This is a genomic window from Leptospiraceae bacterium (assembly GCA_024233835.1).
In the GTDB taxonomy this organism is placed as follows: Bacteria; Spirochaetota; Leptospiria; order Leptospirales; family Leptospiraceae; genus JACKPC01.
Map to the genome: position 1 here is coordinate 1,179,477 of JACKPC010000002.1, position 20,296 is coordinate 1,199,772.

A 20,296-nucleotide genomic window follows, 5' to 3' on the forward strand; every position below is an offset into this window, starting at 1 on the left:
CCCTCCCATAGTGTTTCTATAAATATTGACTTTAGATAAGTGATTTTGGTTTTAAGAATTCTTACCGTTTGTCTCTAAAGGTATATTGTAATTGCTGTTTAATCACTCACCCTGAGACATTTCATTGAAGCAGAATATAAGCTATTTTTCCACCTGTGTCTTTTAGAAATTTTCATGAAGAAAAGCAGCCTTTTCTTAGCTAAAAAGGGAAGAAAACGCTTTTAACAGATTCGACACCCCAGTTTTTACCTATCCCCCGGCCCGCCCCCCCCGGCTTCGGCTTTTTAAAAAAGTTCCAAAAAGTATCCCAAATGTCCAGTTTCAGTTTCCGTTCTATAGAAAATTTTTGTTCCATTTGTGCATTTTTAAACCCTTTATAGTAGGAGATCATAAAATGAAACTGAAAGATACAGAAAAACAGAACGGGCTTTTACCCTTACATAGTGATATTGTATTTAAGATATTTTGCATAAAGTATCCGCACTTGCTTGCTGACCTTTTAAACTCGGTTCTGGGTTTTGAAGGTAACCAAAAAATCACCCGGTTAAAAATATTAAACCCGGAAATTCCCGGAGACCTTATGAGTGATAAATTGTCGGTTCTCGATATACATGCAAAGAATAAAAATAAACAATATTTCGGAATCGAAATGCAGGCCTTTCCCCAGAAATTTTATGGAAAAAGAATTCTGTATTACTGGGCAAAGCTTTATTCTCAGCAAATTGTTCGAGGAAAGAAATATTCGGACTTAAAACCGGTTTATTCCGTTTCTTTTCTTAATTTTAATCTACTACAAATAGACAATTTTCATTCGACCTTCCAGCTATTGGAAAAAGAGAATCCAGAAATAGCCTTGACGAAAGACCTCGAAATCCATATTTTAGAATTGAAGAAATTCCTGAATACATCCAGAACTCAGGAGTCTAATTTAGAAGATTGGATATATCTCATCCAAAAAGCCGAGAAATTAAAGGAAGAGGACGTGAAAAAGCTTAAGATCAAAAATCCCGTGATTCGTGAGGCTGTGGAAGCTCTTCAGGATATTTCTCTCGACAGAAAAACAAGAAATTACTACGAGATGCGCCTGAAAACAGAAAGAGACCATGAAGCCACTATCGAGTATGCTTTCGAAGAAGGACTCAAAAAAGGAAAGGAAGAGAGCATCGAAAAGGAACGCTTTCTAACTCAAGAGATAGAGAAGACGCAACGCCTTGCGAGTATTCGTGAAAAAAGAGCCGAGCATAAAAGTAAACTCAGGACTGCGATAAATTTAAAGAAAGAAGGAGCTGAGTTAAAATTCATATCCCGTATTACAGAGCTCCCGGAAGCCTATTTGGAAAAGTTTTTTCGGAAAGCTGTTAGGAATTAGTGGATGAGGACTTACAATTCAAACTTCCTTTTCTCCCCTCTTCCGTTCCAGGATTTCAAATTTTATTCCAATTTTTTTGAGAGCATCCACAAGGTAATCTCCAAAAGCATAAGCCGGGGTTACGACACCCGAAGGAATGGAAACCTGTTTATTCTTATTGGTAAGTAGTATAGCGGCTTCCGAAACCATTCTTGCTGTTTCCTCATAACCCGGATCCCCTCCGCTGATGCGGGTTACTACCCGGTCCTTACCTGCAATCCCTTCAAAGGTACACTGAAAATAGGATTCCCTGCGTTTTTCTTCGGAAGGCCCCTCTCCTCTTTGTATATAAGAAAGCAGGTAATTTTTCAAAAAATTTATCCTCGCCGCTACAAAAAGCCCGGAAGCGGCAAGACTCATGAGAATGGTGTCCGGTACAGAACGCACCGCAACATACTGTCCGTAAGAGAAAGGTTTCCCGTAAAAACGAATCTTTTCAGCAGAACGAAGCACAATCAGGGGATCTATAACCGGTAAGGGAATGGCAACGCTCGAAACCGTCTCTGAATAATGAAAATCTCGGAGGATATTTCCCTCCGTATGGTTTTCTAAAAAAGCACCCGGATTTTCCGAGACTGCATGTAGAGCTGAGACCAGGGTTCCACCCGATAAATGCCCTTTAGCCTCCACATAGCACTTTACCTGCTTTTCTTCTGTAGAGGAAAGGCTCAGTACCGTAAAATAAGTACCCAGATCCGCCGGAATGCTATCAAAACCACAACAATTAACAATACTCACGCCTTTTTCAAGTGCCTGAGAATGAAATTGAGCTTCAATTTTATTTACAAAAGCAGGTTCTCCCGTAATATCCAGATAATCTGTTCCGGCGGCAATACAGGCCTTCACCATAAGTTCCCCGTGAAAGGCATAAGGCCCAACAAGATGAATGATAACGGATGTTTTCTTACAAAGAGAAACCAACTCAGCTTCACTCTCGAGGCTGGCAATGTAGATATCCGGGCCGGCCTTTTCTCCAAAACGTTCTTTAAGATGCTTTTGCAGCAAAAGAAGTTTCTCTTTATCCCTTCCGGCAATTCCAAAGGAAAGGTTTCTTTCAGACTGTAATTTTGCAAAGTATTCAGAAACCAGCTTGCCCGTAAAACCACTGGCTCCGTAAACAATAACCTGTTTCTCTCTAAACTCCAAATCCACCCACCCTATTTCTGTAAGAAAAAATCTCTCTAACCTCCAAATTCTCGGATTCTATGAAATTGGAAAGATGTTTTTATTGAAAAAAAAATGATCTCTCCCTGAATGGAAGTAAAAATTCTCAGGAATGGAAGAATAAATGGAATTAATTATCTGGATTGCAGTTCTCATGCTTAGCCTTATCGTTCTCATAAAAGCTTCTGATATCTTTATAGATTCATCGGAAAAATTAGGGATTTATCTTGGAATTCCTTCCTTTGTAATTGGAGTCGTAATTGTAGGACTCGGAACTTCTTTACCGGAATTAGTTTCTTCTATTTTATCCGTTCGTCAGGGTGCCTCCGAAATCGTCATCGGTAATGTTCTCGGCTCCAATATAACGAATATCTTTCTCATCCTGAGTATAGCAGCCATCCTGGGTAAAGAATTTACCGTAGAATACAATCTTTTACAGACCGACTTACCTTTTCTGCTGGGCTCCGCTATATTCATCAGTGTTTCCCTTATCGATGGAAATTTTTCTATGGGAGAGGCCATTATAACCTTACTCCTCCTATTCTTCTATTTAATTAAGGCCTTTGAAAAAGGAGAACAGCAGGAAGAAAAGGAAAAAAAAGAAAAGCTCAAACGAATTACCTGGATTCTCCTCGTTCTAAGTCCCGTCCTGATCTTTCTCGGAGCTAAATATACCGTTGATGCCGTAATGGAAATCGCCAAAATTCTTTCTATCGGAACCGAAATTCTTGCCTTAAGCGTTGTAGCCCTCGGCACTTCCCTACCGGAGCTGATGGTAACCATTTCGGCTACCAAAAAAGGTCAACCCGATATGGTTGTAGGGAATATTGTAGGTTCCAATGTGTTTAATACCTTTGCTGTTATGGGCATACCCAGATTATTCGGAGACTTAAAAATCCCGGCAGATGTAGTCAAATTTTCCATGCCGGTTCATTTTGCAGCAACTCTTCTTTTTATCATTATTGTAATCGATAAGAAGGTAAACCGCTGGGAAGGCTTTCTATTAATTGTATTTTATGTTTACTTTTTATTCACTATTTTTAAATGGATTTAAAACAGCAAAAGTCTAAGTAGAAAACGAGGTATTATGAACCCACAAAAATCTTTCTTTCAAACCCGAGCAGCGAAAATCTTCAGCATCCTTCTATCTTTCAGTATGGGAACAGCTTATGTTCTCTATTCCAAAGAAAAAGAACCTAAAAAGGAAGATAAGTATTTTCATACCAGTAAAAGTATGGCACCAAGTCCTGTTCAGGTTCAGGAAGAAATCATGAGACCAAAAGAAAAGAAAAAAGAGAAAGAAGAGGAAGCTAAAAAAGAGAAAAAGAAAGAAGAAGAAAAAAAGAAAAAGGAAAAGAGTGAAAAACAGGAGTCCAAGAAACCCAAATTGGATCCGGTAATGCCATCCACGAAAGCTCCTTCTTTTATTCAGTAAAAATGTTAGACAACATTCTTACTGCTTTTCTTTATTTTTTAGGCATGGGAATAGCGTTCATTCCCTTAGAGCGCTCTTTTCTCTGCACACAATCAGATATTTTTCGCAAAGAATGGTTTACAGATGTTCTCTTCTATTTCGGACAGAGTCTCATCTGGAATTTTGTCACTCTCCTCGTATTAAATTATATATTTGGTTTTCTTCCGAATACAAAACTAAGAGGGCTAAGAGAGATTTTTCAATCCACACATATTGTTTTTCAATTTTTTATACTTATCTTTTTAGGTGATTTATTCATTTACTGGGCTCATCGTCTCCAGCATAGGATAAATTTTCTCTGGAAATTTCATAGGGTTCATCATACAGCAGAAACAGTGGACTATATAGCAGCTTTTCGAGAACACCCCCTCGATAATATTTATACACGGGGAATAGAAAGCCTGCCGGCTTTTCTTCTCGGCTTCAAGCTCGAACAGATCACAGCTTTTGTAGCCTTTCGTGGAGTCTGGGCCTTATTCATACATTCGAATGTAAACCTGCGATTCGGAGTTCTTGAAGCATTATTTGGCTCTCCACATTTACACCACTGGCACCACGATCTAAAAAAAGGCGGAGACTGCAATTATGCTAACCTGTTTCCACTTATGGATATCCTATTCGGAACCTACTACAATCCCAAAGAGGCCTCAGAACAATTCGGGATTGAAGAAGACTATAAACGTGGCTATATCAGCTTACTCTTAGAACCCTTATTACCCACATTTCTCAGGTCTAAGGTCTGGAAGTAGTTACACTCTCATTTTTTCCGGGGCAAATACAAACGACCCACCGATGGGTCGCTTTCTGGAAACATTCTCCCTGATTTTTAATATGAGTTATTTAAAATAATAATCCTTAAATCTTGTTTGCAGTTCCTGATTTGTATGATAGTATGGATAAACCATGAAGTTTTTTAATACAGCCGGCCCGAATCAAGCAGATATTCACTATACACTCGATCCATTAAGTCGATGGGATCTTGAGGAAATTTTACATCTAATTCATACTAGAAAATACTTCGTTCTACATGCTCCCCGGCAGACCGGTAAAACCAGCTGTATGCTCTCACTCATGGAATATCTCAACCGCGAAGGGAAATACAATGCACTTTATGTAAATATAGAAGCAGCACAGGCAGCGAGGGAAGATGTGCACCGGGGAATTCAGGCAATTATGAGTGCTTTTGCAACCCAATATGCACTCCGCTTCAAAGATGATTTAATAGAAAATAGCTGGAAAGAAATTTTAGATAAAAATGGTGCTGAAGACGCTCTAAATAAACTACTTCATTTCTGGACAACACATAGTGATAAACCAACAGTTTTATTCATAGATGAGATAGATGCTCTCATTGGGGATACTCTCATTTCTGTATTGCGACAAATTCGTTCCGGCTACGCTGACAGGCCGGCAGCCTTTCCTCAATCCATCATCCTCTGCGGAGTGCGAGATGTGCGGGATTATCGCATCCATTCCTCCCGAACAAAGGAGATCATCACCGGAGGTTCCGCATTCAATATCAAAGCAGAATCTCTCCGTCTTGGAAATTTTACAAAAGAAGATATAGCAAAGCTTTATTTGGAACACACAAAGGAAACCGGACAGATATTCGAGGACGGTATATTAGATTTAGCCTGGGAATACACAGGTGGTCAACCCTGGCTCGTCAATGCCCTTGCTTATGAAGTCTGCTTTCGAGACAAGGCAGCAAGAGACAGAACCAGACAAATAACTGTAGAAATGTTCCAGGATGCCAAAGAAAGTTTGATTCTTAAGAGAGATACGCATCTGGATCAGCTCATTGATAAACTCAAAGAAGATAGGGTCCGAAGGATAATTGAGCCGATTTTAAAAGGTGAAAGTTCAACCTATCAATTTAATGACGAAGATGCTCAGTATGTGATAGATCTTGGACTCATCAGCAGAAAAGAAAACAAAGAAATAAATATTGCTAATGAAATTTATAAAGAAATATTACCAAGGGAACTAACATCTGGCTGGCAATATGGCTTGAATTATAAAAATATCTGGTATATCGAACAAGCAACGAATAAATTAGATTTTCCTAAATTACTTACTGCCTTTCAGGAGTTTTTTCAGGAGAACTCGGAAGTCTGGATTGATAGGTTTTCTTACAGAGAAGCCGGACCACAGTTGTTGCTTCAGGCTTTCTTACAACGTATTGTCAATGGTGGTGGTGTCATCAACCGCGAATACGGACTCGGGACTTTAAGAACCGACATCTATGTAAAATGGTATCCTGACGAAAACAATCGCTCCCTATCTCAAAAAGTGGTGATAGAATGCAAGCTATTGCATAAGACTCTGGAGAAAACCATAGAACAGGGACTGGAACAGGTAAGCATCTATCGCGACAAGTGCAAGGCCGAAGAAGCACATCTCATTATCTTTGATAGGACAAAGGATAAGCCCTGGGAAGAAAAACTCTTTATGAGGGAAATAGAATATAAGGGTAAGACAATATATTTATGGGGGATGTGAAAGAAGAAGCATAAAGAGCTTTAAACACGAACCGGATAGTTTGAATGGCCTAACTTAAGCCTTCCTGTCCTCTGTCAACCAGTAGATTTCGACAGACTTACACCTTCGCAAGTTATGGTGCAGTAAGCAAAACTGTGTTGGAAGGAGCTGTTAAAAAAGCCTTACCATTCCCGGAACCCACTGAATTGTAAACCCAGTTTGCGCTGGCAGGAAGTGTCTGCTGTGTCCAGGTTATTCCATCAGTTGAAACGGCAACGGTTGTTGAGCCGTAAAGAGGCGCAATAAAATGACCTGCTCCATAAGTAATTGCACGCCACATACCACTTTGAGGAAGAGTTCTTTGTGTCCAGGTTATCCCATCAGGAGAAGTATCTGCAATACTGCTTAGATCGTTAACTGTTACAAAAAGACCATTTCCGAATGTAATTTTATTTCGAGTTCCTGCTGCCGGAAGAGTCCTTTGAGTCCAGGTTAAACCATCATCGGCTGAGGTTGCTGCAATATTACCACCGGCTGCTACAATCACAAAAGTACCATTTCCATAAGCAATACTTCTCCAGTCTGCGCTAACAGGAAGAGTTCTTTGCGTCCATGTTGCCCCGTCAGGAGAAGTTGCAACAACTGTAGAAGCTCCTCGAAGAACAATCACAAAATTAGAAGCTCCATACGCTATAGAGTACCATTCACCTGATATTGGAAGGTTATTACTTAGATTCCAATTAATTCCATCAGTACTATAAGCAACCTGCTGTCCATTATATGTGGATGTAACAAATTTTCCGCCTCCAAAAGCAACATCATACGCGAGAACATTAGGCATAGTTCTTTGGGTCCAATTAGTCCCATCAGTTGAAGTTAGATAAGTTGTGTTGATAGAGACAATTACGTATAGACTGTTACCATATGTTACTCCCGTCCATCCAGCATTGGGAATAGTGTGTTGGGTATAGGTTGGTGGAGAGCTAACACAATTAACTCCAACGTTTGTTACATTGCCTGTAACGGTTCCACTTCCACCACTCGTAACCACGCAGGTCTGGCCGGAAGGCTGACTCAATACGGTCACCGAATAAGTGCTTCCGCTATTGATTACTGAGCTAAAGGTAAAGGATGTAGCACCATTGGAAACGGTTAAATCATTCCCTGTATTATTTTGCAGAACTAAGCCACTGGCAGAGAGGCCACTGATACTTCCACCGATGGTATAAGTTGTTGTTCCACAGCTCACACTTACAGAAGCCACATTGGCAGTCGCGGTTCCCATTCCGCTCGAAACCGAACAGGTTTGGCCTGAGGGCTGAGTCAATACAGTTACCGAATAGTTGGTGGAACTCGCCAGAGCCGTAGCGAAAGTAAAGTTCCCATTAGCAGATAAAGTCAAGTTATCACCTGAATTATTCTGCAATACAACCGTTCCTGCAAGACCGCTTATTGTCCCTCCTACAGTATAGGTTGTAGTCGTGGTTGTAGTCGTTCCCGGATCGGCTATTGTCGTGAAGGAGAAGGTAGTTCCCGCATTCAACTTACTTCCGAGTAAAGATTTTAAGGCAGTTGTAACTTCTACTGTATAAGTATTTGAATATGAAAGAGAGGAAGCAGGACTTATCACAACTGTTTTGTTATTGTCTTCATAGCTGTAAGATACAGGTAGAATAGAATTAGAACTATCTTTTATAGAAATATTCGAAGAATCTATGATATTGGGATCCAGAATATCCGTGAAATAAAGTTTCACAGAAGGCTGAATGGCAACCCCGGTGCTTCCATTTGTGATATTAGAAGTAGGAGAAGCCATAGAAAAAGTAGTAACCTGAGAAGAAGCTGTTTTTATTTCGGCTGTTTTAAACTCGTAGGTATATTCTTTGTCTAAAGAATTTTTAGACAGATCCCGAATTCCCTTTTTAATTTTTATTGTATACACGGTTCCTGTTAATAAATCATCCACTGCATAAAAGACAAGAAGTCGACCGATATGAAAAAAAGCTCCCTGCACCGGATTTGTGCCGGATTCCAAAACCTGAAAAGTGGAGTTATTAATGCTTTCGTCATCAATATCTTCTGAAAACAAAACAACAATTCCTTTCTGTTGGATAGATACATTTGTGCTGTTATTTGCAGGAACCATGTAGCTTAAGGAAGGAGAAGTTTCGTCTTTTTCTGTTCCGGTTTGAAATGTAGAGCTATATTCCGATTGTAAGTGATTCCCGGCTGTGTCTGTAATACCGGTTTTTACTTTTAAAGTATAAACTGTATTGGAGACGAGTCCGTTTTTTGGTGTAATCTGAATGTTATTTTTTGTAAAGGTAATATCGGCATCCTGTTTCTTCTCATCTACATAAAGTTCCACATTGCTGGTATCCAGATTCGCATCTACCGGTTCGGAAATTTGAACAGAAACTTTTTGGTTTACAGCAATATTTAAAGAACCACCTGAAGGGTTTGTTGTGTTCACAAAAGGTGCGGTCGTATCTACCGTTTCTCCCGTTTCAAAGCTAAAATTATAATCGGAACTAAGAGAGGTATGTTCTAAATCAGTAATACTTTCTTTTTTGATACTGACTGTATACTTTGAATTGACTGACAATGGAGATTCGGGGGTAAACTTGAGTGTATTTTTTATAATCTCAGCAGTCCCGGCAATTTTCGTTCTTCCGGTATAAACCTGAATGGGTTCAGAAGTAGTGCTCTGTATGGCTTCATCAAAAATCACATAAATCTTGCGGTTTATCTTAAAGTCTTTCTCGGAAGAAATAGGATTGGAAGAAATCACCGAGGGAGGACTGGCAGAAATCCCGGCAAAAAGAAAAGTGAACCAGTTCTTGGAATTGGATGGAACGGGAAACATAGTACAATTTATTAAAAAAGTAATCAAGATAGCAGTTAGTAAGCTCTGAAGTTTTAGCATTTTATAAACTCCTCATTTTATAATTTTAAAAATCAGTTCTATCATTTATGGGTAAGTAAGTTAATTAATTAACTAGTACAACTTATTCGTTATAAAAGCATCCTCAGTTCCTGTTTTTGTCTGACCATCCAAATTTCCGCTTGTCCAACCTGTCATAAAGATATCTCCGGCAGAATTAGAAGTACATCCTCCATCGTTACGAGTTGTAAATCCTCCTCCGATTGATATGGTTTTTGTCCATTGCCAGGCTCCACTACTGTTATATTTAAATAAATATAGTTGATGAGTATCTGTTAAGATAAGACCATCCTGTCTATAATTTCCTGAACCACAAGCATAGATAAAACCACCGGAATCAATAGCGACTCCATAGATTCCAATTCCATACCCATCCTCCCCTCTGGCATTTGCCCATTGAAAAGTTCCGGATGAATTATATTTAGCTAAAAACATTGGGCCACCTCCACCGCCTGTAAAAGTAGGATTTGCGGGTAGTGAACCGCTAGGCAAGGTTCCAGGAGAACCATTTGCAGCTGCAAGTCCGGAAAGGTAAATATCACCGCTTGAATCTGTAATGATTCCATATCCATATGTATTATAAGTAGAGCCTCCAAACAATCGTGTCCATAGTTTATTTCCATCCGTGTCGTATTTAATTATAAAGGCATCCTGACCACCGATTTTAGCTTCACCGTCAAGAGCACCAGTTGTATGCCCCCCCACATAAGCATTTCCTGAAGAATCTACTGCTATTTTGATTCCATAGGTTGTTGCACCTGCCACTCCTATTTGTCGAATCCAGAGTAAATTGCCATTGGTATCATACTTTTCTATATGACCATCAAAAGTAATTCCTATAAAAGCATTTCCTCCAAGGCTACCGGTTGTATCCCCGGTACTGTAGACATTACCGGAAGAATCAACGGTAATCCCCCGTGATCTTGCCGTAACTGAACTTGTTCCCAAAAGTTTCGTCCAAATAGCATTTCCATTGCTATCCACTTTTATTATAAACATATCCGATGTTCCGGTCTTTGTTTGACCATTTAAACTTACTCCGGTGAATCCTCCTATGTAGATATTACCCGAAGAGTCAGCGGAAATCCCATAAGCTGTGGTTTCGCCTCCGGCTGCTCCAATTAATTTGGTCCATTGTTTTACACCACTACTATTATATTTGATAATAGCCACATCAGCAGTTCCTGCCTTTATCTGACCATCTAAATTTCCAGATGTCCTCGCTGCTACATAAATATTTCCCGAAGAATCAACGATAGAACCTCCATATGCTCCAGTGCTTACTCCGGCAACTCCTGATAAGGCAGTAAATTTTGCAGGGGTAGAGCAACTCAAACTCACGGAAGCCACATTGGCAGTTGCTGTGCCTGTTCCACCTGTCACCGAACAAATTTGACCTGTCGGTTGCGTTTTTACTGTAACAGAGTAAGAACTTCCGCTATTGATTGCTGTTGCAAAAGTAAAGTTACCATCTGCGCTGATAGTTTTATCATCAGCTAAGTTATTCTGTAAAACAACTGTTCCTGTTAATCCGCTTATTGTTCCACCGATGGTGTAGGTTATAGTTCCGCAGCTCACACTAACAGAAGCCACATTGGCAGTCGCGGTTCCCGTTCCGCTCGAAACCGTACAGGTCTGGCCGGAAGGCTGGGTTAATACAGTCACCGAATAGTTACTTCCACTATTGACTGCTGTACCAAAGCTAAAGCTTCCGTTCGCTGTTAAAGACAGGTTATCTCCGGCATTATTTTGTAAAACAAGGATTCCCGAAAGGCCGCTTAGTGTTCCACCGATGGTATAAGTTGTAGTCGTGGTGTTTGTATTCGTTCCCGGATCAGCCATCGTTGTAAAGGATAATGTAGTGGCTATATTTAGCTTACTTCCGGCGATAGATTTTATCTGAGTTGTAAGACCGAGTGTATAAGTAGTACTATAAGAAAAGGAACTCGAAGGACTCAATACAAGCGTCTTATTGTTATCTTCATAACTATAGCTGAGAGGAATTGATATATCCGAGCTATCTTTTATATAAACGGTTGAGGCATCTATTGTATTCGGATCCGGTATTTCAGAGAAGTAGATTTTAATTGAGGGGTTTATAGCAATCCCGGTACTTCCATCTGTGATATTAGAAGCAGGAGAAGTCAAAGAAAACGTGTTTATCTGAACAGCAGCAGAAGATGTTTCTGATGTTACAGTAGAAAAGGAATAATTATATTCTTTATCCAGAGGATTTGCAGCCAGATCCTGCAAGTTTCGCCCAACTTTTACAGTATAAGTAACCCCGGCCTCCAAAGATTTAAAAGGATAGAATATTATAATATTATTTAAATATATAAAACTCCCATTTACCGGACTCACACCGGAATCTAATACTTGAAAAGAATCCTGGTTGAGTGACTGTACATCTATGTCTTCTGAGAAAACAGCAATAATTCCTTTTTGTGAAGTAGACACCTCTGTTTTCCCGTTCTCCGGGATAAGAGAAACTAAGCTTGGTGCAACTGTATCGGCTTCTGCCCCAGTTTGAAAAGAAGAACTATATTCAGAACCCAGAGCATTTCCGGCGGAATCGATTATCCCGGTTTTGATTTTAAGAGTATATAAAGAACTGGCGCTTAAACCTTTTAATGGCTTTACCTGTAAGTTTGATTCGGAATATAAAACTTCGATTTCCTGTTTTACATCATTTAGATAAAGTTCTATATTAGAATCTGTAGCAGTACCAGAGTCAATAGGTTCTGAAAATTGAATAGATATAATCCGATTCGTTGCAACATTTTTACTTCCGTCAGAAGGACTCAGCTTGCTGATATAAGGAGCTTTTGTATCCACCGAACCACCTGTTTCAAAAATAAAGCTAAAATCCGAACTCATAGGAGCATTGTTTAGATCGGTAATGCTTTCTTTTTCTACAAGCACTTCGAGTTGAGAATTTTTCGTGAAATTGGTTTGGGGAGTGAATTTAAGGGTTTTATTATCTACTTCTACTTTACCGCTAATCTTTGTTTTCCCACTATAAATTTGCAGAGGTTCTGAGGAGTTTGTCTTGATTTTATCTTTGAAAGTAATAAAAATCTTTCTGTTAATATCAAAATTTTCTTCTCCGACATTAGGATTTGTTGAAACTACCGAAGGTGGAAGTTTATTCGTATTGCTGAATAAATAGAAAAACCATGTGTTCGTATTATCGGGAACCGGAAATAGTTTGCAATTCGAATAGAAAAGGAGAATTGAGAGTATCAGGAGTTTATTATATTTCATTTCATACCTTCTAAAAGTACATCGTATAGGAAAGATTATAGCGCAAAGGGGCGGGATAAAAAACTTTTGAACTCTGAAAAACAGAGCCGGAATTATCCGGAAAAAAGTTAAAGTTCATACCGGGTGATGGACTGCCTATTTGAACATTTGCCTCAGGTGTAGATTTACGAATTGGAACTATCAGGGCATCTATAAGGTTTATAACATATATAGCTGCTGTGATTCCTACAGCTATTTCAGCTGAACGAGAAGCCTGTTTTAAGTCTTTGTTTTTGGCTTCCGTTTCTAAGAGAGAAAACAATTTTACACTTTCCGATGGTGTAAGGAATGAGGAATAAAAAAACGTCATAGAAGCCTTATAAGAGTTATACTTATTTTGATAAGTTCCATTTTTAGATGCAATATAAGCTAATCCGGAAACATAAAAACCCGAATACAAAAAACCACTCCATTTTCGATTTTGATGAAATTGCCCCCAACCGGGGAACACAGCAGATCTCCAGAGATAGGGAATGTGGGAGGGTTCTCCCTGATCAGGGTTTATCGTTTCATAGCTCCAAAACTCTAAAGTTCCACCTGCTATTACTTTGGTAAAGGTATCAATTGAACCCGAAATATCTCCCTTATTATTAATTACAATAGTTTCAGAAAAATCGATAGACTTGGTTTGTATATCCACCACATCGGCATTAATATAAAAGGAATCTCTAATATGCGTAATGCTTCCGGTTAACAACTTATTAGCCTTTAATTCAGAAGCAATGTCTTCGGCACATTTTTTGTCTTTACATTTTTTATCATTTAAAGCTTTTGTAAATGAAGTTTCATCTATAATGCGGAATATTCTTTTTTGAATCAGGCTTGTTTTTATGAGTTTGGAATATAGCTTCGCTTCCGCTTCTGAAATTCCTTTTCCCGCTTCAAAGGGAAATATGGCCAGTCGTGGCTTTTGCTGCTCTTTGGGTTGCCAGCGGCTGTGTTCCATTACAAATTCGATTGCCCGAATTCGTTCTTCTTCTATATCTTTTTTGGCAATAATCGTAGGCCATTTCACCGGTTGAATCTTCAGGGTTTTAACCATTTTTTTCGGAAGCTTCTTTTTAACCCGGCTGGGGAAAATGATAGATATATAGTTTTCTTCTATCGAAGTCTTTACATTTTCATAGGCAGTGCCATCTTTCATGATAACATTGTCTGCAAAAATGTAGGAAGAAAGGAAAATACTCAAAAATAAAATTAATAGGTTTTGGGTCATAGTCAATGTTTATATTTTTTTGTAGGTGAAGAAAGTGAAGAAAGATTCTTCACCTACATTTATTTTACTACTGGAATTTCACAAGCAAACAATTTTGTCCCCAGTTTGCATAGCCGGTTTGGTTTGTTCCGGTCACAGAGATACCGTTATCAAATGTATAAGTAAAGTTATTGTATGATATTAGCCCTACAGCATAAATACCCCCAGTAGTTGCTTTGACTCCGTAAAAGTTTGAACTGTAACCTGTAGCATTAGTCTTTGCCCATAAGTTATTTCCGGCACTATCATATTTTACCAGATTGGTCGCACTATAATTAGACATGATTCCTCCCGCACCAAAGTCATACAGGGTGTTAGCAAATATATAACCAACTGCATAGACATTTTCTGATGCATCCAGGCTGATTTCATTATAATAAACCGTATTGTTTGCAGAATTATTGACTGTAGCTGTTTTAGCCCAAATGTCCGCACCGGTACTGGAATTGTATTTTATCAGCAGGGGACTTCCTGAATTCGCATTGACACCTGTTACACTTACAGTTCCAAATGACTGAGAAGTAGTTCCCAGAATATAACCGGCAGCATACACCGTTCCGCTACCAAACGCAACGCTATTAAACGATGCTCCCCCGGTTCCGGATACAAGAGACTTTGCCCATTGCGCAAGTCCACCGGTATTGTATTTTACAATAACGGGGTTAGTTGCTGCTGTACCCGCTACAGTGATAGAATTTCCAAAATCAAAAGTAATGGCTGCTCCATTAATATAACCAACAGCATAAATATCCGAAGTAGCAGTATCAATGGCTATGTCTGAAAAAGTTGAACCAGTTGTAGCAGATGCAATTGAATTTACCCATTGAACAGCACCTGCACTATCATACTTAACAATTACAAAATTTTCATTTGCATAAGTAGGTGCAGCAGTCTTTCCGGTATCAAAAGTCCAGGTTCTACCCCCATAAATATAACCCACTACATATATATTTCCCGTTGTATCCATGATCAATGAATTATATAAAGCTCTACCTGTAGATGTGGATGGTGTTACTATTTTAGCCCATTGGGTAACTCCGGAAGAGTTATATTTTATCAGAACAGGATTACCCTCAACACTAACCCCCGTAGCGGTAATTGAGTCACCAAAATATACTACGTCCGCTCCTGAAGCTACTCCAACAACATAGATATTGTCTGAAGCATCTACTACCACATCATAAAATTCAGATAAACTTGTTGAAGGAGAAGCTATAGTTTTTGCCCAGAGAGCATTTCCATTAGAATCATATTTCACAACAAGCCCACTATATGCAGTTGCTACTCCATTAACTGCTGTGGAAGAACCTCCAAAGTCTATAGCACTGGTTCCGGTGAGCCTACCTACAACTATAATGTTTCCTGAACTATCAACGGCTACCCGATTAAAGGATGTGTTTTCTGCACTGGAAGTAACGGTTCTTGCCCAAATAGCATTTACACCTGCCACACAGTTAATAGCAACATTGTTTACGTTAGCGGTTATTGTACCCTTATTATTGCTAAGCATACAGGTTTTCCCGGTAGGATGACCGAGTACGGTCACCTGATAAGTCGTGTTATAGTTAATGGGAGTTGCAAAGGTAAAAGCGCCATCTGCAGTTAATGTAAGATTATCTCCCGAATTATTCAGTAACACAATACTTCCGGATGAAAACCCCGTTAATGTACCACCTACGGTATAGGTATTCGTACTACAGGTAATATTTGCATTAGTCACATTTGCTGTAATATTTCCACTTCCTCCCGCAACCGTACAGTTTTGACCGGTTGGTTGGGTCATAACTGTGACATTATAAGAAGAATTATAAGCTAAAGAGGTTGTAAATGTATAAGCACCATTTGCAGTTATTGTCTTATTATCCCCACTATTATTTTGTAAAACAACTGTTCCCGATAGTCCGGAAACCGTTCCACCGACAGTATGTGTTGTTGCAGAACAGGTAACTGTAATATTTGTGATATTAGAAGATGCTGTTCCAGACCCATTTGTGACCGAACAAATCTGTCCTGTTGGTTGTGTTAGAATGGTGACCGAATATGCAGTTCCGCTATTCAGTACCGAAGCAAAAGTAAAGGCACCATCTGCACTGATAGTCTTATCATCTCCACCGTTATTTTGTAAAACAACTGTTCCTGTAAGGCCGCTTACGTTTCCGCCAACCGTGTATTGAATCGTATAAGCTCCTGAGGCAACAGAAGAGTCTAACATCCCTGCATTACAGGCAATGGCTTTAAGAGTACTGATAGTCGAAATGGCAACTGCGGAGCTATATAATGTACCTGTAGAACAGGTAGGAACTGTACCATCTGTTGTATATCTTATGCTAGCACCAGCTGTAGTTGAAGAAATTGAAACTGACTGTACTCCAGTGTATGTCCCTGCAACAGGACTAAAGGTTGGCATCACAACCGAGTTGTAATATACTGTATATGTTCCGCTGATAATTGCACTATCCTGCATTCCGGTTTTGATAGCCAGGGCTTTGATGGTTATACTGGTTCCGTTTCCTGCAACCGAAATCGGAGCTGTGTATAATGTGGAAGCAGTTGTTGGTGTAGAAGCATCGATTGTATAATAGATGGAGACACCCGGTGTTGTCGTGCTAATCGAAATACTTTGGTCGCTACTGTAGGTGCCGGGTACAACATTAAAAGTCAAATTGGCTATGCTTGGTAAAGATACAAGGATACTCAAAGTAATATTTGTAGAACCCGCTGAATTGGAAGCAGTAATCGTGTAATTCGTAGTTGTCAGAACAGTTGCCGGATTACCTGTAATTTCACAGGTCGTAGTGTTAAAACTCAGACCTGAAGGTAAGGCAGGAGAAATGGAGCAACTATTCAGAGTTCCCGTTACCGCAGGACTCATATTCGTTACAGCAGTTCCTACAGTCAAAGAATAAGAACTTTGCGGGAAAACAAGGGATGGTAAGGTAAGTGTGGCATTGGCTGTTTCTAATAAAGTCGCTGGATCCAGGGAAATAGTACCGCTGTCTGTACCGGACACAGTAGTTCCTCCCTCGCCACCGCCTGTATCTGTAGTCGTATTTGTGCTGGTGTTCGAACCTGCTGTCGTTTCGACAACTCCGCTGACCTCCGGTGTAGTTTGAATTTCCGGAGACAGGGTGATGGGAAGCTTGGAAGCATCATCTTTCAGTGGTTCAAGGTCTTCCTTGCTGGTTTTCTCTGTCAGGTCAATCTGCATACTCCCTACATCAGCAGCAGGAGTCTTTACATTAATCACACTGACCTCACCCGCATCGAGCTTTAAGGTATAATTCCCATTTTTATCAGTAATAGTGCCGGCAGCTGTATCTTCAAAAGAATCTTCCGCTAAATATTCTCCGGAACAGGAGTGAATGGAAACTCTTCTTCCATTATTCGTAAATGATTCCTGGAAATAATAACTGATTTCTTTATCAGAAGCAATATTGGAAAATTTAGCAATCTGCTTTTCTTTCAGATATCCCGGCATTCCTGTATAAATGATATAACAGGAATCTGATGCCTTTTTCGCGAGGTTTTTGAGTTTTATTATCTTAATACATTGCACCTGCTGGCCTTTCAGGGAATAATCTGCACAGCGTAAAACTTTATCTGTGGCCCGTAAAGCCAGGCCCGTATTTATGCCGGTCGATTGGGAAAGTAAAGTGTTGGCCATTACATTGCCTTTTGCATCTTTAAGTTGTCCCTTGATAGATAGTTTGAGAGCAGTTGGAGCCTGGTATGTTCCCAAAAAAAGTCGGATGGCGTTGGCAAAGCTTTTATCTTCCTTTGCAACCGAGCAAGTCCCCGCAAAAATACTTATAAAAATGAAAATGAACCATTTCATGAATCTTCCCTCTATTATCCAAATTTAGGATAATAGAGGAATAATTTCAAGTTAAAATTTTTCTTGTCTCCAAAAAAAGGTGATTCTTGTTGAAAAATGCCCTTCCCAAAACCGGTGCTTCGGCTTCGCTTTAGCAACCGGATCGAAGTTAGCTCTGCAACCGGGATAGAGAAGCACAACGTAGAGCAGTTTCCCTGTAGGCAGAGAAGTTCCATTAGAAGTTCATTATATATCTCCTTCAAAAGAAGAAAGTATAAAAACATAGTATTTTAGTTTATTAGAATATTAGATTTTATTATTTTTCCATATTCCAGCATATTATTCAAAATGAAAGAAAATAACCCGGCATTAAGGTTGTAATCTATTACAGATTCAATGCCGAAATTCTTTTGAAACTCAGGGATCGGCAACTAAAGCATCCGATGGCGTTTCGAAGCGACTTTTTAGACAGCCCCTGTTGGAAAATCCAAAATTATTCGTATTTCACGATGACTGCATTAAAAGTATTCCCTGAACAGTATGCGCCATTCACATTTACCGGAGTACCTACCGTGCCAAAATTATAAACTCCATTACACCGAATTTCGCCAACGGCATAAGTATTTCCGAATGCATTCGTGGCAACACCTTGAAATTGACTTACATTAGTCCCTGCAGTAGTTGATTTTGCGTACTGCACGACGCCGGATGGGCTATATTTTACAATCAATGCATTATAAGAGCTCCCCGATCCTTGAACCGTCACCCCGCCGAAGTTAAAAGCAGAAGCTCCATTGATATACCCTACAGCGTAAGCATTTCCCGCTGCATCCGCACTAACTTTATTAAACGTACTTTGATCAGGAGCAGTAGTTGTAGATTTAGCCCAGAGTACATTCCCGTTTGGATCGTATTTTACGATAAAAGCATTAAAGTTTGAGGCCACATTTCCCTGTACAGTCTGACCTCCAAAATTGAATGTTCCATTCCCATTCAGCCTACCCACTGCATAAATATTTCCCGAAGAATCAACGGTAACACCTAAAAATTGAGACAAATCCGGGGCAGTTGTTGTTGTCCTTGCCCATAAAACATTTCCATTGGTATCATATTTTACGATCACTGCATTCGAGTTACTTGCATAAGCACCAGCCACACTGGCTCCGGCACCTCCATTGAAAGTGTAGGTGGAATTGTACACGATCCATCCAACTGCATAAACGTTACCGGAAGAGTCAACCGCACTTTGATAAAAGGATGCTTGTGCTGGACAAGGATTGGCACCTCTTGCCCAAAGAGGATTACCGGATGAGTCATATTTAACTATCATAGGGTTCACATTATTCACAACAAAATTCAAACTTACCCCGGATCCAAAAGTATTCGTTCCATTTGTATCGGAATAACCAGCTGCATAAATATTACCTGAAGAATCAGTACTAAAGCCCATGAAGGTGGAATTTATACAGGCTGTTGGAGCAGATACCCATTGGTTGGCACCAGAAGAATCGTACTTTGTTATAAAAGGTCCAGTGCATACGCTGGTTAGTGAATTTGCACCTAAATTTGTAGTTCCTGAATATGCTCTTCCACCGGTAATAAGATTTCCATTGGAATCTACAGCAGCAGCTAATGCTTGTGTAATTGATGAACCTCCACTAGCAACTTGAGTCCAGAGTGCGGTGCCAGAACTATCATATTTCACTGAAACTATCGAATTTGATGTAGTATTAGAATTTACAGTTCCAGTTCCAAAGTTTATATTTCCAGCGTTACCAGAAATAAATCCCACACTATAAGGGTTTCCACTGGAATCCAAGCTGACACCATAGAAATAGGAATCTCCGGCACCTGCGGTCACTGATCTTGCCCAGAGAGTAGTTCCCATTCCTCCGACCGCACAGGTGATGCTTACATTGGTCACATTGGCAGAAGCTACTGTTCCACTGCCGCTGCCAACAACGCAGGTTTGTCCTGTTGGATGTGTTTGCACTGTAACTGCATACGTAGCCCCACTTGCAACCGGGGTGGCAAAAGTAAAGCTGGTCGCCCCACTGGCTACGGTTAAATTATCCCCGGCATTGTTCTGAAGCACTAATCCAGACGCTGTAAGCCCGCTTATGCTTCCGCCGATAGTATAAGTCGTAGTTCCGCAACTCACACTTACGTTTGTTACATTGGCAGTAGCGGTTCCACTTCCACCACTCGTAACCGAACAGGTCTGGCCTGAGGGCTGGGTCAATACAGTTACCGAATAGTTGGTGGAACTTGCCAGAGCCGTAGCGAAAGTAAAGCTTCCATTAGCAGATAAAGTCAAGTTATCACCCGAATTATTTTGCAAAACAAGAGTTCCCGAAAGTCCGCTTAGTGTTCCACCGATGGTGTAGGTGGAGACCCCACCTCCTGCAATCACTGTTAAATTAATAACTGAATTGGTGCTTCCAGTGCTATTC

11 protein-coding genes are annotated in these 20,296 nt (G+C 39.9%); 5 read left to right on the forward strand and 6 right to left on the reverse strand.

Annotated elements, in window-relative coordinates; all coding sequences use genetic code 11:
• Positions 1–394 precede the first annotated feature (394 nt).
• Positions 395–1,369 carry an Rpn family recombination-promoting nuclease/putative transposase gene (locus tag H7A25_14470; GenBank protein ID MCP5501109.1) on the forward strand — a complete coding sequence of 325 codons (975 nt, stop codon included), beginning with the start codon at positions 395–397 and terminating at the stop codon, positions 1,367–1,369.
• An 18-nt stretch (positions 1,370–1,387) separates the two neighbouring features.
• On the opposite strand, the gene H7A25_14475 is transcribed toward H7A25_14470, so the two are convergent.
• Complete coding sequence (locus H7A25_14475) at positions 1,388–2,554, reverse strand: saccharopine dehydrogenase NADP-binding domain-containing protein (protein MCP5501110.1); 1,167 nt, start codon at positions 2,552–2,554, stop codon at positions 1,388–1,390.
• A 142-nt stretch (positions 2,555–2,696) separates the two neighbouring features.
• Between H7A25_14475 and H7A25_14480 the strand changes: the two genes are divergently transcribed.
• The 4 genes from H7A25_14480 to H7A25_14495 all read left to right on the forward strand — a co-directional run bounded on the left by H7A25_14480 (position 2,697) and on the right by H7A25_14495 (position 6,548).
• The gene (locus tag H7A25_14480) at positions 2,697–3,626 is read left to right on the forward strand and encodes a calcium/sodium antiporter (protein ID MCP5501111.1); all 930 of its coding nucleotides are present in this window, start codon (positions 2,697–2,699) and stop codon (positions 3,624–3,626) included.
• Positions 3,627–3,659: 33 nt separating this feature from the next.
• The gene (locus tag H7A25_14485) at positions 3,660–4,007 is read left to right on the forward strand and encodes a hypothetical protein (protein ID MCP5501112.1); all 348 of its coding nucleotides are present in this window, start codon (positions 3,660–3,662) and stop codon (positions 4,005–4,007) included.
• 2 nt (positions 4,008–4,009) lie between these two features.
• On the forward strand, positions 4,010–4,795 hold the full coding sequence (locus H7A25_14490) for a sterol desaturase family protein (GenBank protein ID MCP5501113.1): 786 nt from the start codon (positions 4,010–4,012) through the stop codon (positions 4,793–4,795).
• Between the two features lie 154 nt (positions 4,796–4,949).
• A complete protein-coding gene (locus H7A25_14495; GenBank protein MCP5501114.1) occupies positions 4,950–6,548 on the forward strand; it encodes an ATP-binding protein in 1,599 nt (532 codons plus the stop codon).
• Positions 6,549–6,660: 112 nt separating this feature from the next.
• Here the strand turns inward: H7A25_14495 and H7A25_14500 are convergent, their stop codons facing one another.
• The 5 genes from H7A25_14500 to H7A25_14520 form a co-directional block, all read right to left on the reverse strand.
• Positions 6,661–9,453 carry an Ig-like domain-containing protein gene (locus tag H7A25_14500; protein ID MCP5501115.1) on the reverse strand — a complete coding sequence of 931 codons (2,793 nt, stop codon included), beginning with the start codon at positions 9,451–9,453 and terminating at the stop codon, positions 6,661–6,663.
• A gap of 72 nt (positions 9,454–9,525) precedes the next feature.
• Positions 9,526–12,735: an Ig-like domain-containing protein gene (locus H7A25_14505; protein ID MCP5501116.1), complete on the reverse strand. Its 3,210-nt coding sequence runs from the start codon at positions 12,733–12,735 to the stop codon at positions 9,526–9,528.
• A 10-nt stretch (positions 12,736–12,745) separates the two neighbouring features.
• Complete coding sequence (locus tag H7A25_14510; protein ID MCP5501117.1) at positions 12,746–13,990, reverse strand: hypothetical protein; 1,245 nt, start codon at positions 13,988–13,990, stop codon at positions 12,746–12,748.
• Between the two features lie 67 nt (positions 13,991–14,057).
• A complete protein-coding gene (locus H7A25_14515) occupies positions 14,058–17,864 on the reverse strand; it encodes a chitobiase/beta-hexosaminidase C-terminal domain-containing protein (GenBank protein MCP5501118.1) in 3,807 nt (1,268 codons plus the stop codon).
• 472 nt (positions 17,865–18,336) lie between these two features.
• On the reverse strand, positions 18,337–20,296 hold a 1,960-nt coding region (locus H7A25_14520), incomplete at its 5' end, for a hypothetical protein (GenBank protein MCP5501119.1).